We start from the raw sequence: 13,956 nt of genomic DNA on the forward strand, positions 1-13,956 counted from the left end.
GCATGAGAAGCTACCCCACCATCGAACAGACCATCGGCAACACGCCCCTGGTCCGGCTCCAGCGCATCCCGGGAGAAGGGAACGCCGCGCGCGGCAACGTCATTCTCGCGAAGCTGGAAGGCACCAATCCGGCCGGTTCCGTCAAGGACCGCCCGGCCTTGTCCATGATCGCCCGGGCCGAGGCCAGGGGCGAGATCAAGCCGGGCGACACCCTGATCGAGGCGACCAGCGGAAACACCGGCATCGCCCTGGCCCTGGTGGCGGCCATACGTGGCTACCGCATGATCCTGATCATGCCCGACAACCTGTCGCTCGAGCGCCGCGCGGCCATGACGGCCTATGGGGCCGAACTGATCCTGACGCCGGCTTCGCAAGGGGGCATGGAATACGCCCGCGACCTGGCCTTGCAGATGCAGGCCGAGGGCAAGGGCAAGGTGCTGGACCAGTTCGCCAATCCCGACAACCCGCTGGCCCACGTCGAGACCACCGGGCCGGAAATCTGGCGCGATACCGACGGGCAGGTCACCCACTTCGTCAGCGCCATGGGTACCACGGGAACCATCGTGGGCGTCTCGCGCTATTTGAAGAGCCGCAATCCGGCGGTCCGGGTGGTGGGCGCGCAGCCGGCCGAAGGTTCGCAGATTCCCGGCATCCGCAAATGGCCCGAGGCCTATCTGCCCAAGATCTACGACCCGTCGGCGGTCGACAGCCAGGAGTCCGTCACCCAGGCCGAAGCCGAGGAGATGGCCCGCCGGCTGGCAGCGGAAGAAGGCATCTTCGGCGGCATCTCGTCCGCCGGCGCGCTGGTGGCGGCGCTGCGCGTGGCCGAAACCGTCAGCAACGCCACCATCGTCTTCATCGTTTGCGACCGTGGCGACCGCTATTTGTCCACCGGCGTATTCAACTGACTGACCCGGCTCGCCACCCGGCCGCGCCGTTCGAGCTCCACGGCCAGGTCGGTGACCGAGGTGGCGTAGAAGTAGCTGCGGTTGTATTCGGTCAGGGCGAAGAAGTTGGGCGCGGCGACGCGGTATTCGGTCGTGCCCGTCGCGCCGTCGTACAGATCGATCACGGCCAGCGGCCATTGCATCCACGCGTCCGACATTCCCGCCACCTTGGGCGCCCGCGCGCCCGCCGCCTGCAGCCGGATCCAGTCGAGCGTGGGCTTGAGCCCGCCGTCGACCAGCGCGGCCGGGTCGCCCGGTAGCCGCACCGGCAGGAACACCGGCTGGTCGCGCTGCCATCCATGTTCGACCAGGAAGTTGGCCACCGAGGCGATGGCGTCGGCGGGGCTGGCGAGCAGATCGATGCGGCCATCGCCATCGCCGTCGACCGCGAACTGGCGCAGGCTGCCGGGCATGAACTGCGGCAGGCCGATGGCGCCCGCGTACGAACCCTTTACCGCCAGCGGGTCGGCGCCGGTTTCCTTGCACCAGATCAGGAACTGCGCCAGTTGCTCGCGGAAGAAGGCGCTGCGGTCGCTGCGCGCCTGGGCCGGGTAGTTGAAGGCCAGCGTCGCCAGCGCGTCGATGACGCGGAAATTACCGGTGACCCGGCCGTAGAACGTTTCCACGCCGATGACGCTGACGATGATGGAGGCGGGCACGCCGTACCTGGCCTCGGCGCGCGCCAGGTCCTGTGCATGTTCCTCCTGGAACGCGATGCCTTCCTTGATGCGGCGGCTTTCGATGAAGCGCGCGCGGTACCGGGGCCAACTGCGCACCGTGGGCGAGGAGGGCGGCAGCACGAGCCGCGCGACGGTTTCCGAATACTTGGCCTGGTCGAGCAGGGCGCCGACCCGGGCGGCGTCCAGGCCCCGGCCGGCCATGTCGGCGACGAAAGCGCGCCGGGCCTCGGCGGCCGGCATGGGGCCGGAGGGCGCGGGCACCGGTACCGGGACGGCCACCGGCGCGGCGGGCGCCGGCGCCACGGGCTGCGCGGCCGGGCCGGAGCCCGGAGCGGCCTGCATGCCAGGGGAGGGCGGCACGCCCTGCATGGGGGCGGCGGCGGGGGGCGGGGGCGAGGCGCAGCCCCACAGGGCCAGCGCGGCAAGACCGGCGACGATCGGGCCGCTGCGCGACCCGGTCGGAAAGCGGGGTGTCGAATTCACGCGTAAGATTTCCGGAAAAGCGATATCGATAGCGTGATGCTGCCGGCTGTTCGGCCGCGATGCAAGTCGGGCGCATAATGGAGGCCATGGCTACGCTTTACTTCACGCATCCGGCGTGCCGGCAGCACGAGATGGGCGAAGGGCACCCCGAGTGCCCGGCGCGGCTGGACGCGATCTCCGACCAGTTGCTTGCCTCGGGCGTGGCGGTCCACCTGGTCGAGCGCGAGGCGCCGCAGGCCACGCAGGACGCGCTGCTGCGCGTGCATACCTCCGAGTACCTGGAATCACTGGTCGAGCGCTCGCCCGTGCACGGCTACGTCGAGCTCGACCCCGACACCTGCATGAACCCCCACACCTACGCGGCGGCACTGCACGCGGCCGGCGCCGCGATCGCGGCCGTCGATGCCGTGCTGGCGGGAGAGGGCGAGTCGGCGTTCTGCGCGGTGCGGCCGCCCGGCCACCATGCGTGCCCCGACCAGGCCATGGGGTTCTGCTTCCTGAGCAATGTGGCGATCGCCGCGCGCCATGCCATCGCGCGCCACGGTTTGACGCGCGTGGCGGTCGTGGATTTCGACGTGCATCACGGCAACGGCACCGAGGCGGCGCTGGCCGGCGACGAACGCGTGCTGATGTGCGGTTTCTTCCAGCATCCGTTCTATCCGTTCAGCGGTACCGCGCCCTGGGCCGACAACATGCTGAACGAACCCGTGCCCGCCTATACCGAAGGCGCGGCGATACGCGAACTGGTCGCGGCCCGGTGGCTGCCCAGGCTGGAGCGGTTCCGGCCCCAGCTCGTGCTGGTGTCGGCGGGCTTCGATGCGCACCGCGAGGACGATCTGGGCAGCATGGGGCTGGTCGAGTCGGATTTCGCCTGGATCACCGAGCAGCTGGTGGCGCTGGCCCAGCGCCACGGCGCGCGGGTCGTCAGTTGCCTGGAAGGCGGCTACAACCTGTCGGCGCTGGGGCGCAGCGCCACCGCCCACATACGCGCGCTGGCGGGGATCTGAGCCCCCATGCGCGCTCGTCGTCCGTATTTACCCGTATTCCAGGCCCGCGAGAGGGGTATGTCGATTACCTATAATCGACAGGTTTCCCTGTGGCGCGGCGACCGTGCCGTGTGCGTGCCCGTTACCCAGGCGTAGCCGGCTTATCTACAACGAGGTTGCAAACGATGAAGGTGTTAGTGCCAGTCAAGCGAGTGGTGGACTACAACGTGAAGGTCCGGGTGAAGTCGGACCAGACCGGCGTGGACATCGCGAACGTGAAGATGTCGATGAACCCGTTCGACGAAATCGCCGTGGAAGAGGCGACGCGCCTGAAGGAAAAGGGCGTGGCCAGCGAGATCCTGGCCGTGTCTTGCGGCGTCGCGCAGTGCCAGGAGACGCTGCGCACGGCGATGGCCATCGGCGCCGACCGCGCCATCCTGGTCGAGACGCAGCAGGAGCTGCAGCCGCTGGCCGTGGCCAAGCTGCTGAAGGCGCTGGTCGACAAGGAGCAGCCGCAGCTGGTCATCCTGGGCAAGCAGGCGATCGACGACGATGCGAACCAGACGGGCCAGATGCTGGCCGCGCTGCTGGATTGGCCGCAGGCGACCTTCGCGAGCAAGGTCGAGGTGGCCGACGGCAAGGCGACGGTGACGCGCGAAGTGGACGGCGGCCTGGAGACGGTGGCGCTGTCGCTGCCGGCCATCGTGACCACGGACCTGCGGTTGAACGAGCCGCGCTACGTGACGCTGCCCAACATCATGAAGGCCAAGAAGAAGCCGCTGGAGACCGTCAAGCCGGAAGACCTGGGCGTGGACGTGACGCCGCGCCTCAAGACGCTGAAGGTGGCCGAGCCGCCGGCGCGCAAGGCCGGGGTGAAGGTGGCGGACGTGGCCGAGCTGGTGGGCAAACTCAAGAATGAAGCGAAGGTGGTGTGAAGATGGCGATACTGGTCGTAGCGGAACATGACAATGCGCATCTGCGCGCGGCGACGCTGAACACGATCACGGCGGCGCAGCGCCTGGGTGGCGACGTGCACGTGCTGGTCGCGGGCGCGGGTGTGGGCGGAGCGGCTCAGGCGGCCTCGCAGGTGGCCGGCGTGGCCAAGGTGCTGTCGGCCGACGGTGCCGCGCTGGCCGACGGGCTGGCCGAGAACGTGGCGGCGCAGGTGCTGGCGGTGGCCCAGGGCTACAGCCACATCCTGTTCCCGGCCACGGCGTACGGCAAGAACGTGGCGCCGCGCGTGGCGGCCAAGCTGGACGTGGCGCAGATCTCCGACATCATCGGCATCGATTCGGCCGATACGTTCGAGCGTCCGATCTACGCGGGCAACGCGATCGCCACGGTGCAGTCGGCCGACGCCGTCAAGGTGATCACCGTGCGCACGACGGCCTTCGACGCGGCCGCGGCCACGGGCGGTTCGGCGCCGGTGGAAAGCCTGTCCGCGGTGGGCGACGGCGGCAAGTCCTCGTTCGTGGGGCGCGAGGTTGCCAAGAGCGACCGTCCCGAACTGACGGCGGCCAAGGCCGTGGTCTCGGGCGGACGCGGGATGGGCAGCGCCGAGAACTTCAAGCTGCTCGAGCCGCTGGCGGACAAGCTGGGCGCGGCCATGGGCGCGTCGCGCGCCGCGGTCGACGCGGGCTATGCCCCCAACGACTGGCAGGTGGGCCAGACCGGCAAGATCGTCGCGCCGCAGTTGTACGTGGCGGTGGGCATCTCCGGCGCGATCCAGCACCTGGCCGGCATGAAGGATTCGAAGGTGATCGTGGCGATCAACAAGGACGCCGAGGCGCCGATCTTCGGCGTGGCCGACTACGGGCTGGTGGCGGATCTGTTCACCGCCGTGCCCGAGCTCACGAAAGCGCTGTAGGCGCGAACGCCGCCGCGCCCTCGGGCTGCGGCGGCGCACCCGAACAGGGCCGGGCCGCCGGTCTTGCCGCCGCGCGGCCCTCGGTGCCCAACTGACCGGAGGTTTGCATGGCTTACGTGGCTCCATTGCGGGATATCCGATTCGTGCTGAACGAATTGGCCGGCCTGGACAAGGTTCATCAATTACCCGGTGGCGAGGAAGCCGGCCAGGAAGTCGTCGATGCGATCCTGGACGAGAACGCGCGCCTGCTCCAGGACGCGATCGCGCCGCTCAACCGCGACGGCGATCTGCAGCCGCCCACCTGGCGCGACGGCGCCGTCACCGCATCGCCGGGGTTCGCCCAGGCATTCCGCAGTTTCGTCGAAGGGGGCTGGCAGGGCTTGCAGCATCCGGTGGACTTCGGCGGGCAAGGCCTGCCCAAGGTCGTCGCCACCCCCTGCATGGAAAACCTGAACGCCGCCTGCCTGTCCTTCGCGCTGTGCCCCTTGCTGACCGATGGCGCCATCGAGGTGCTGCTGACGGCCGGGACCGAGGAGCAGAAGCGGCGCTTCATTCCTTCGATGATCGACGGTTCCTGGACCGGAACCATGAACCTGACCGAGCCGCAGGCCGGATCGGACCTGTCGCTGGTGCGCACGCGCGCCGTCGCGCAGCCCGACGGCAGCTATCGGCTGCACGGGCAGAAGATCTTCATCACCTACGGCGAGCACGACATGGCACGCAACATCGTGCACATGGTGCTGGCCCGGCTGGCGGACGCGCCCGAGGGCGTCAAGGGCCTGTCGCTGTTCATCGTGCCCAAGTTCCTGGTGAACGATGACGGGTCGCTGGGCAAGCGCAACGACGTGTGGTGCGCCTCGATCGAACACAAGCTGGGCATCAAGGCCAGCCCCACGGCCGTGCTGCTGTATGGCGAGGACAAGGGCGAGGTCGGCCCGGGCGCCATCGGCTATCTGGTGGGCGAGCCCAACCGCGGCCTGGAAACCATGTTCATCATGATGAACGCCGCGCGTTTCGCCGTCGGCTTGCAGGGTATCGCGGTGGCCGAGCGCGCCAGCCAGCATGCCGTGGCCTATGCCAAGGACCGCGTGCAGAGCCGGGCGGTCGAGGGTTCGGCCGGGCCCGTGGCCATCGTCCATCATCCGGACGTGCGCCGGATGCTGTTGACCATGCGCACGCTGACCGAAGCCGCCCGCGCCGTGGCCTACGTGGCCGCCGGGGCGCACGATTTCGCGCACCGGCATCCCGATGCCCAGGTGCGCGCGCGCAACCAGGCCTTCTACGAATACATGGTGCCCATCGTCAAGGGTTTCTCGACCGAGATGGCGGTGGAGGTGGCGTCGCTGGGCATACAGGTGCATGGCGGCATGGGCTTCATCGAGGAGACGGGCGCTGCCCAGTACTACCGCGATGCCCGCATCCTGTCGATCTACGAAGGCACCACCGCGATCCAGGCCAACGACCTGGTGGGACGCAAGACCGCGCGCGACGGCGGCGCGGTGGCCGCCGCCATCATCGGCCACATGCGCGAGACGCTGGCCGAGCTGGACGGCGACCAGGAACTGTCGGCCTTGCGCGGACAACTGGCCGACGCCATCCAGGCCTACGAGGAAGTGGTCCGTTTCGTGGTCGAGCGCTATCGCGACGACGTGCGCGAGGTTTACGCGGGCAGCGTGCCCTACCTGATGCTGGCCGGACTCACGCACGGCGGGTGGCAGATGGCGCGCGCCGCGCAGGCCTGCCGGCGCCGCATCGGCAAGGGCGACGTCGACAGCTTCTATTCGGCCAAGCTGGCGGGAGCACGGTTCTATTGCGCTCACCTGCTGCCGCGGGTCGAGGCGCTGCGCCGCGAGATCCTGCAGGGGGGAGCGAGCACCCTGGCCATGCCGGTCGACGCGTTCTGAGGCCGGCCTGGCCGGCGCCGCTCAGGGGGATGGGCGGTGATGGCCGGGGGCCAGGGACGGCGGCAGCGGAGGCGTACGGCAGGGGGCGACCGGGATGCGCCAGTGCGACCTGCGCCGCAGGGCAGCCAGCAGTTTGAGCCCCTGGGGCCACGCGCCGTACCCCGATTCGGCATTGATGTGGCCGGCATCGTCGAGCTGCTCGAAGCGGCTGCCCCAGGCCTCGGCGAATTCGCGGGCCCGGTCCAGCGAGCAATACGGATCGTTGGTGCTGGCGACCACCACGCTCTGGAAGGGCAGCGTCTGCATCGGCACCGGGCAGAACGAGCGCAGCCGCACCGGGGCGTTCGGCCGCTCGACGTCGGCGGGCGCCACCAGCAGGGCGCCCGCCACTTTCTCGCGCACCCGCAGCGGCAGGTGGCATATCGTGATGCAGCCCAGGCTGTGGGCGATCAACAGCGGCGGGCGCTGCGCCGCTTCGATGGCGGCGGCCAGGGTCGCGGTCCAGTCATGCAGGTCGGGCGAGGCCCAGTCGGCCTGCTGCACGCGCACCGCGCGCGGCAGACAGGCCTCCCACAGGCTCTGCCAGTGGCCGGGCCCGGAGTTGTTCCAACCTGGGACGATCAAGGGTTGCAGTCGCATGAGCGCATGATGGCGTCCCCGTTCATTACTGGGAACGAAGAATTTTGCGTTTGTTAATTACCGCAGCTTCGTTGGCGGTACGCCGCGCCGGGTAACGTCCTTATATGAAAAAATAAGTATCCGGCTTTCCTTTATGGTGGAAAGCTATATGGTTATGTGCAAACATTTGTTCCCGCTTCCCCGGCGGAACGCCAGAATGCTTCATTTGAAAACGTAGGAGACCGACATGACCGCATTGCGTCTGGGCGACACCGCTCCCGATTTCGAACAGGATTCCTCCAAGGGACGTATTCATTTCTACGACTACCTCGGCGACAGCTGGGGCGTGCTGTTCTCGCACCCGGCGGACTTCACGCCGGTCTGCACGACCGAACTGGGCTATACCGCCAAGCTCGCGCAAGAGTTCGCCAAGCGCAATGTGAAGGTGCTGGCGCTGTCGGTCGATCCGGTCGATTCCCATCAGCAGTGGATCGGCGACATCAACGATACGCAGAACACCCGGGTGGATTTCCCCATCCTGGCCGATGCCGACCGCAAGGTGTCCACGCTCTACGACATGATCCACCCGAATGCCAGCGCCACCGCCACGGTGCGCTCGGTCTTCGTGATCGACCCGGCCAAGAAGGTCAGGCTCATCATCACCTATCCCGCCAGCACGGGGCGCAACTTCGACGAGATCCTGCGCGTGATCGACTCGCTGCAGCTTACCGACAACTACAGCGTCGCGACGCCGGTGAACTGGAAGGACGGCGAAGACGTCATCATCGTGCCCTCGCTGCAGGATCCCGAGGTACTCAAGCAGAAGTTTCCCAAGGGCTACAAGGTGGTGCGGCCCTACCTGCGCACCACGCCCCAGCCCAACAAGGAGTAAGTCCGCGGCGGAAGAAGTGCCCGGGTCACGCACATGTGCTGTAATGCGGGCCTTCGTTTCCTTTCGACAGGACTCCCATGCTCCAGACCGCCGACGATCTCGGAAAACTCCTGCTGCGCGTGGTCGTAGGGGTGCTCATGCTCATGCATGGCATTCCGAAGGTCATCGGCGGCATCGGCTTCGTGAAGGGGCTCGTCGCCTCGCACGGGTTGCCCGCCTTCCTCGCCTATTTCGTCTACGTGGGCGAGATCGTCGCCCCCATCCTGCTGCTCGTGGGCCTGTACAGCCGGCTCGGCGGCCTGCTGGTCGCCATCAACATGGTCGTGGCCATCGCGCTCGCCCACTCCAACCAGGTATTCACCGTGGCCAAGAACGGGGCCTGGACGCTGGAGCTCCAGGGACTCTACCTTTGCGGCGGCCTGGTCATCGCGCTGATCGGCGCCGGCCGCTTCAGCGCCGGCGGCAAGGGCGGCACCTTGAACTGATCAGGCTCCGGCCGGTTCAGGCTGGCGGGCCGCCGCCGTGTCCTCGTTCTGCTGCGCGGTGATCGTGTCGCGATCCAGGTGCGGCGCGAACATCTCGATGAAGGCGATCGCGAAATTGCGAAGATAGGCGCCGCGGCGCACGGCCAGGCGCGTCATGTTCGAGGCGAACAGATGGTCGGCCGCCAGCGACCGCAGCTTGGTGTCTTCCTCGCTGTCGTAGGCCATGGCGGCGATGATGCCTATGCCCAGGCCCGCCGATACATAGGTCTTGATCACGTCGGCGTCCATCGCCGTCAGCACGATGTCCGGCACGATCGAGGCGCGCGAGAAGGCCTCGTCGATGTGCGAGCGGCCGGTCAGGCCCGTGTCGTAGGTGATCAGAGGATGCCGGGCCAGTTCCTCGACCGTGGGCCGCTCGCGCGCCAGGATGGGATGCCCTGGCGGCGCGACGATGACGTGGTTCCACCGGTAGCCGGCGAAGGTCGACAACCTGCCGTCGGCCTGCAGCCCTTCGGTGGCGATGCCGATGTCGGCCTGGCCGCTGGCCACCCATTCGGCGATGTGCAGGGGCGAGCCCTGCTGCAGGTTCAGGTGGACCTGGGGAAAATTGCGCCGGAACGCCTGCACGACCACCGGCAGCGCGTAGCGGGCCTGCGTATGGGTCGTTGCGATGGTCAGCCGGCCCTGGTCGCGGGCGCTGAATTCCTGGGCCGCGCGCTTGAGGTTCTCCTGTTCGAGCAGCAGGCGTTCGATGATCGTGACGATTTCCTTGCCCGGCTCGGTCAGCCCGGTCAGGCGCTTGCCGGCGCGCTCGAAGATCGTCGTACCTAGTTCATCCTCCAGCTCGCGTATCTGGCGGCTGACGCCCGGCTGCGAGGTGTACAGGGTGTTGGCAACCTCGGTCAGGTTGAAATTGCGGCGCAGGGCTTCGCGGACGGAGCGCAGTTGCTGGAAATTCAAGGTGGTTCTCCTGCTCGGGCCGGCGCGACGGAGGCCGGCGGCGATCAGCCATGTTGCGTCGCAAACAAAAAAATCAGAACGAAAATTTGAAAATGATCTAATGCGCGTCCGGGCATAACGGCGTATTTGTTCTGTGCCGGGGCGGGTTTATACCGGTCGGAAATAAGTAACCATCCAAGATGTCGTTCCCAAGCATGGGGCTTGTGACCGACCATGCATTCCTCGAAAAGATGGAATGGAGCTTCGGATGGCCGGATTGCTGGGAAGGACCCTGGGTGTCGCCGTGCTGGCCATGGCGGCCGCCGTGTCGCCTGTTGCGGCACAGCAGAAGCAGACCCTGCTGAACGTTTCCTATGATCCGACGCGCGAGCTGTACAAGGATCTGGACAAGGCGTTCGCGGCCGAATACAAGAAAAAGGCCGGCGTGGACCTGACCATCCGCCAGTCGCATGGCGGTTCCGGTGCGCAGGCGCGCTCGGTCATCGACGGCCTGGACGCCGACGTGGTCACGCTGGCCCTGGCCTATGACATCGATGCCCTGCACGCGCGCGGCAACCTGCTGCCCGCCGATTGGCAGAAGCGGCTGCCGCAGAACAGCTCGCCGTATACCTCGACCATCGTGTTCCTGGTGCGCAAAGGCAACCCGAAGGGCATCAAGGACTGGGGCGACCTGATCAAGCCCGGCGTCTCGGTCATCACGCCCAATCCCAAGACCTCGGGCGGCGCGCGCTGGAACTACCTGGCGGCCTGGGCCTATGCCCTGAAGCAGCCGGGCGGCAGCGAGGCCAAGGCGCGCGAGTTCATCGCCGAGCTGTTCAAGCACGTGCCGGTGCTCGACAGCGGCGCGCGCGGCGCCACCACGACCTTCGTCGAGCGCGGCCAGGGCGACGTGCTGCTGGCCTGGGAGAACGAGGCGCTGTTGTCGCTGAAGGAACTGGGGCCGGACAAGTTCGACATCGTCGCGCCCTCGCTGTCCATCCTGTGCGAGCCGCCCGTGGCCGTGGTCGACAAGAACGTCGACAAGAAAGGCACGCGCCAGGCCGCGCAGGCCTACCTGGAGTACCTGTACACCAAGGACGCGCAGGAGATCATCGCCAGGAACTACTACCGTCCCCGCAATCCCGAGGTGGCCGCCAAGTACGCCTCGGCGTTCCCCAAGGTCAACCTGATCACGATCGATGACGTCTTCGGCGGCTGGCAGAAGGCCCAGAAGACCCACTTCGAAGATGGCGGCACGTTCGATCAGCTCTACCAGCCGGGCAAGCGTTGAAGGCCTCCATTTCCACTCTCGGCATCCTGCACCCGCCGCTGGCCAGGCCCAGGCGGGCGCGGCGCTTCGGCGTGCTGCCCGGGTTCGGGCTGAGCATGGGCTTCACCGTGTTCTACCTGAGCCTGATCGTGCTGATCCCGCTGTCCACGCTGTTCTTCAAGAGCGCGACCCTGGACTGGGAGACGTTCTGGACGGCGGTGACCGCGCCCCGCGTGCTGGCATCGTACCGGCTGACTTTCGGCGCCGCGCTGCTGGCGGCGCTGGTCAACCTGGTGGCCGGGCTGGCCGTGGCCTGGACGCTGGTGCGCTACGAGTTCCCGGGCAAGAAGATCGTCGACGCGCTGGTGGACCTGCCGTTCGCGCTGCCGACCGCGGTGGCGGGCATCGCCCTGACCGCGCTGTATGCCTCGAACGGATGGATGGGCCGCTGGCTGGAGCCGCTGGGCATCAAGGTGGCCTATACGCCGCTGGGCGTGGTCGTGGCGCTGATCTTCATCGGTCTGCCGTTCGTGGTCCGGACGGTGCAGCCGGTGTTGGAGGACGCCGAGCGCGAACTGGAGGAGGCCGCGGCCAGCCTGGGCGCCAGCCGCCTGCAGACCTTCCTGAAGGTCCTCCTGCCCACGATCCTGCCGGCCTTGCTGACCGGCTTCGCGCTGGCCTTCGCGCGGGCCGTGGGCGAGTACGGCTCGGTGGTCTTCATCGCCGGCAACATGCCCATGGTGTCCGAGATCACGCCGCTGCTCATCATCACCAAGCTCGAACAGTACGACTATGCCGGCGCGGCCTCGATCGCCCTGGTCATGCTGCTGCTGTCCTTCGTGCTGCTGCTGTTCATCAACCTGCTGCAATGGTGGCAGGCGCGGCGCGGCCTGGGGAAGAACGTATGAGCAACTCCATCCGGCCCGTCCACCTCGATGAACCTACCTGGGTGCGGCGCCTGCTGCTCGTGGTGTCGCTGGGCTTTCTCGCGCTGTTCCTGCTGCTGCCGCTGGCGGTGGTGTTCTCCGAGGCGCTGAAGAAGGGCTGGGAGCTGTATGCGCAAGCCCTGGTCGAGCCCGACGCGCTGGCCGCGATCCGGCTGACGCTGCTGGTGGCGGCCATCGCCGTGCCGCTGAACCTGGCGCTGGGCGTGGCGGCGGCCTGGGCCATCACCAAGTTCCAGTTCCGCGGCAAGCAGGCGCTGGTCACGCTGATCGACCTGCCGTTCTCGGTCTCGCCGGTGGTCGCGGGATTGATCTATGTGCTGCTGTTCGGCTCGCACGGCTGGCTGGGGCCGCTGCTCAAGGCCTACGACCTGAAGGTGGTCTACGCCGTTCCCGGCGTGGTGCTGGCCACGCTGTTCGTGACTTTCCCGTTCGTCGCCCGCGAGCTGATTCCGCTCATGCAGGCCCAGGGCAGCGAGGAAGAACAGGCGGCGCTTACCCTGGGCGCCTCCGGCTGGCAGATGTTCCGCCGCGTGACGCTGCCCAACATCAAATGGGGCCTCTTGTACGGGGTGATTCTGTGCAACGCCCGGGCCATGGGAGAATTCGGCGCGGTATCGGTGGTGTCGGGCCATGTCCGCGGCCTGACCAACACCATTCCGTTGCACGTGGAAATCCTCTACAACGAATATGCCTATCAAGCCTCGTTCGCGGTTGCCTCGGTGCTCGCGCTGCTGGCCCTGGTCACGCTGGTCCTCAAGAGCGTGGTCGAGTGGCGCGGCGGCCGGCAACTCAAGGACCAGGCGCTCCCCTCCGAATTTCCAGGCGCCGCGCCGTTGCAACTGAAGGTGGCCGGCTGACCGTCCCGGGAAGGTAAAAGACATGAGTATCGAAGTTCGTCATCTCTCCAAGCGTTTCGGAAACTTCCATGCCCTCAAGGATGTGTCCCTGCACATCGAGTCGGGCGAGCTGGTCGCGCTGCTCGGGCCGTCGGGCTGCGGCAAGACGACCCTGCTGCGCATCATCGCCGGGCTCGAGACGCCCGACGAGGGCAGCGTCTATTTCTCGGGTGAAGACGCCACCGACGTGCACGTGCGCGAACGCCAGGTCGGCTTCGTGTTCCAGCACTACGCGCTGTTCCGCCACATGACCGTGTTCGAGAACGTCGCCTTCGGCCTGCGCGTCAAGCCGCGCGGCCAACGCCCGTCCGAGGCGCAGATCAAGGACAAGGTCCACCAGTTGCTGAACCTGGTCCAGCTGGACTGGCTGGCCGACCGCTATCCCTCGCAGCTGTCGGGCGGGCAGCGCCAGCGTATCGCGCTGGCGCGGGCGCTGGCCGTCGAGCCGCGGGTGCTGCTGCTGGACGAGCCGTTCGGCGCGCTGGACGCCAAGGTGCGCAAGGAACTGCGCCGCTGGCTGCGACGCCTGCACGATGAACTGCACGTGGCCAGCGTGTTCGTCACCCACGACCAGGAAGAGGCGCTGGAGGTGGCCGACCGGGTGGTCCTGATGAACGCGGGCCGCATCGAGCAGGTGGGCACGCCCACCGAGGTCTGGGAACGGCCCGCCACGCCTTTCGTCTATGGTTTCCTGGGGGACGTCAACCAGTTCCACGGGCAGGCCCATGCCGGCGTGCTGCACGCGGACGGGCTGACCATTCCCACGCCGGACCTGGCCGACGCCCAGCATGCCAAGGCCACGGCCTACATCCGGCCGCACGAATTCGACGTGCAGCGCTACAGCGATGGCGACATCGGCCTGGTCACCACGTTCAACCGCGCCTACCTGTCGGGGCCCAGCGCCTACCTGGAACTCACCCGCCAGGGGTCGGACCAGCCGGTCGAGGTGGAACTGCCCGCCGAGGTCTTCCGCCAGCTCGACCTGAAGGGCGGCGAGGCGCTGGTCGTCAAGCCGCGCAACGCGCAAGTCTTTCTTACCTGA

Annotated in this window: 14 protein-coding genes; 11 read left to right on the plus strand and 3 right to left on the minus strand. The window is 67.5% G+C overall.

Going from position 1 to position 13,956, the window contains the following annotated elements; all coding sequences use genetic code 11:
* Window positions 1-2: 2 nt before the first annotated feature.
* Window positions 3-908, plus strand: a complete 906-nt coding sequence (gene cysM, locus R4823_RS09240) for a cysteine synthase CysM (RefSeq protein ID WP_087836651.1) — start codon at window positions 3-5, stop codon at window positions 906-908.
* Here cysM and mltB read toward each other — a convergent pair.
* Window positions 881-2,110 (minus strand): lytic murein transglycosylase B, encoded by a 1,230-nt coding sequence (gene mltB, locus R4823_RS09245; protein WP_338618413.1) that lies wholly within the window; start codon window positions 2,108-2,110, stop codon window positions 881-883. The two genes, cysM and mltB, sit on opposite strands and share 28 nt — an antisense overlap.
* A gap of 86 nt (window positions 2,111-2,196) precedes the next feature.
* Between mltB and R4823_RS09250 the strand changes: the two genes are divergently transcribed.
* The 4 genes from R4823_RS09250 (at window position 2,197) to R4823_RS09265 (ending at window position 6,867) form a co-directional block, all read left to right on the plus strand.
* Window positions 2,197-3,117 carry a histone deacetylase family protein gene (locus tag R4823_RS09250; RefSeq protein ID WP_087841048.1) on the plus strand — a complete coding sequence of 307 codons (921 nt, stop codon included), beginning with the start codon at window positions 2,197-2,199 and terminating at the stop codon, window positions 3,115-3,117.
* A gap of 164 nt (window positions 3,118-3,281) precedes the next feature.
* Window positions 3,282-4,031, plus strand: coding sequence for an electron transfer flavoprotein subunit beta/FixA family protein (locus R4823_RS09255; RefSeq protein WP_087840980.1), 750 nt, complete (start codon window positions 3,282-3,284; stop codon window positions 4,029-4,031).
* Window positions 4,032-4,033: 2 nt separating this feature from the next.
* Complete coding sequence (locus R4823_RS09260; protein ID WP_338618414.1) at window positions 4,034-4,963, plus strand: FAD-binding protein; 930 nt, start codon at window positions 4,034-4,036, stop codon at window positions 4,961-4,963.
* A gap of 107 nt (window positions 4,964-5,070) precedes the next feature.
* On the plus strand, window positions 5,071-6,867 hold the full coding sequence (locus tag R4823_RS09265; protein ID WP_338618415.1) for an acyl-CoA dehydrogenase: 1,797 nt from the start codon (window positions 5,071-5,073) through the stop codon (window positions 6,865-6,867).
* Window positions 6,868-6,888: 21 nt separating this feature from the next.
* Here R4823_RS09265 and R4823_RS09270 read toward each other — a convergent pair whose 3' ends face one another.
* Entirely contained in the window at window positions 6,889-7,506 is a 618-nt protein-coding gene (locus R4823_RS09270; RefSeq protein WP_338618417.1) for an alpha/beta hydrolase, read from the minus strand.
* A gap of 226 nt (window positions 7,507-7,732) precedes the next feature.
* Here R4823_RS09270 and R4823_RS09275 point away from each other — a divergent pair, with 226 nt between their 5' ends.
* Window positions 7,733-8,377: a peroxiredoxin gene (locus R4823_RS09275; RefSeq protein ID WP_087840984.1), complete on the plus strand. Its 645-nt coding sequence runs from the start codon at window positions 7,733-7,735 to the stop codon at window positions 8,375-8,377.
* Between the two features lie 77 nt (window positions 8,378-8,454).
* The gene (locus R4823_RS09280; protein WP_087840985.1) at window positions 8,455-8,862 is read left to right on the plus strand and encodes a DoxX family protein; all 408 of its coding nucleotides are present in this window, start codon (window positions 8,455-8,457) and stop codon (window positions 8,860-8,862) included.
* Here the strand turns inward: R4823_RS09280 and R4823_RS09285 are convergent, their stop codons facing one another.
* Window positions 8,863-9,822 (minus strand): CysB family HTH-type transcriptional regulator, encoded by a 960-nt coding sequence (locus tag R4823_RS09285; RefSeq protein WP_338618420.1) that lies wholly within the window; start codon window positions 9,820-9,822, stop codon window positions 8,863-8,865.
* 292 nt (window positions 9,823-10,114) lie between these two features.
* On the opposite strand from R4823_RS09285, the gene R4823_RS09290 reads away from it, so the two are divergent.
* The 4 genes from R4823_RS09290 to R4823_RS09305 are packed head-to-tail and all read left to right on the plus strand — an operon-like array spanning window position 10,115 to window position 13,956.
* Complete coding sequence (locus tag R4823_RS09290; protein WP_243724631.1) at window positions 10,115-11,092, plus strand: sulfate ABC transporter substrate-binding protein; 978 nt, start codon at window positions 10,115-10,117, stop codon at window positions 11,090-11,092.
* 26 nt (window positions 11,093-11,118) lie between these two features.
* Entirely contained in the window at window positions 11,119-11,979 is an 861-nt protein-coding gene (gene cysT, locus R4823_RS09295) for a sulfate ABC transporter permease subunit CysT (RefSeq protein ID WP_338619146.1), read from the plus strand.
* Window positions 11,976-12,875, plus strand: a complete 900-nt coding sequence (cysW, locus tag R4823_RS09300) for a sulfate ABC transporter permease subunit CysW (RefSeq protein WP_338618421.1) — start codon at window positions 11,976-11,978, stop codon at window positions 12,873-12,875. Before cysT ends, cysW begins: the two co-directional genes overlap by 4 nt.
* A gap of 22 nt (window positions 12,876-12,897) precedes the next feature.
* Window positions 12,898-13,956, plus strand: a complete 1,059-nt coding sequence (locus R4823_RS09305) for a sulfate ABC transporter ATP-binding protein (protein WP_087840989.1) — start codon at window positions 12,898-12,900, stop codon at window positions 13,954-13,956.

It is taken from the genome of Pigmentiphaga sp. CHJ604 (assembly GCF_036972535.1).
GTDB classification, from domain to species: Bacteria; Pseudomonadota; Gammaproteobacteria; order Burkholderiales; family Burkholderiaceae_B; genus Pigmentiphaga; species Pigmentiphaga daeguensis.

Coding starts and splice junctions, on each gene's coding strand:
- cysM (WP_087836651.1), top strand. CDS start 3: ATGAGAAGCTACCCCACCATCGAACAGACCATCGGCAACACGCCCCTG.
- R4823_RS09250 (WP_087841048.1), top strand. CDS start 2,197: ATGGCTACGCTTTACTTCACGCATCCGGCGTGCCGGCAGCACGAGATG.
- R4823_RS09255 (WP_087840980.1), top strand. CDS start 3,282: ATGAAGGTGTTAGTGCCAGTCAAGCGAGTGGTGGACTACAACGTGAAG.
- R4823_RS09260 (WP_338618414.1), top strand. CDS start 4,034: ATGGCGATACTGGTCGTAGCGGAACATGACAATGCGCATCTGCGCGCG.
- R4823_RS09265 (WP_338618415.1), top strand. CDS start 5,071: ATGGCTTACGTGGCTCCATTGCGGGATATCCGATTCGTGCTGAACGAA.
- R4823_RS09270 (WP_338618417.1), bottom strand. CDS start 7,506: ATGCGACTGCAACCCTTGATCGTCCCAGGTTGGAACAACTCCGGGCCC.
- R4823_RS09275 (WP_087840984.1), top strand. CDS start 7,733: ATGACCGCATTGCGTCTGGGCGACACCGCTCCCGATTTCGAACAGGAT.
- R4823_RS09280 (WP_087840985.1), top strand. CDS start 8,455: ATGCTCCAGACCGCCGACGATCTCGGAAAACTCCTGCTGCGCGTGGTC.
- R4823_RS09290 (WP_243724631.1), top strand. CDS start 10,115: ATGGCGGCCGCCGTGTCGCCTGTTGCGGCACAGCAGAAGCAGACCCTG.
- cysW (WP_338618421.1), top strand. CDS start 11,976: ATGAGCAACTCCATCCGGCCCGTCCACCTCGATGAACCTACCTGGGTG.
- R4823_RS09305 (WP_087840989.1), top strand. CDS start 12,898: ATGAGTATCGAAGTTCGTCATCTCTCCAAGCGTTTCGGAAACTTCCAT.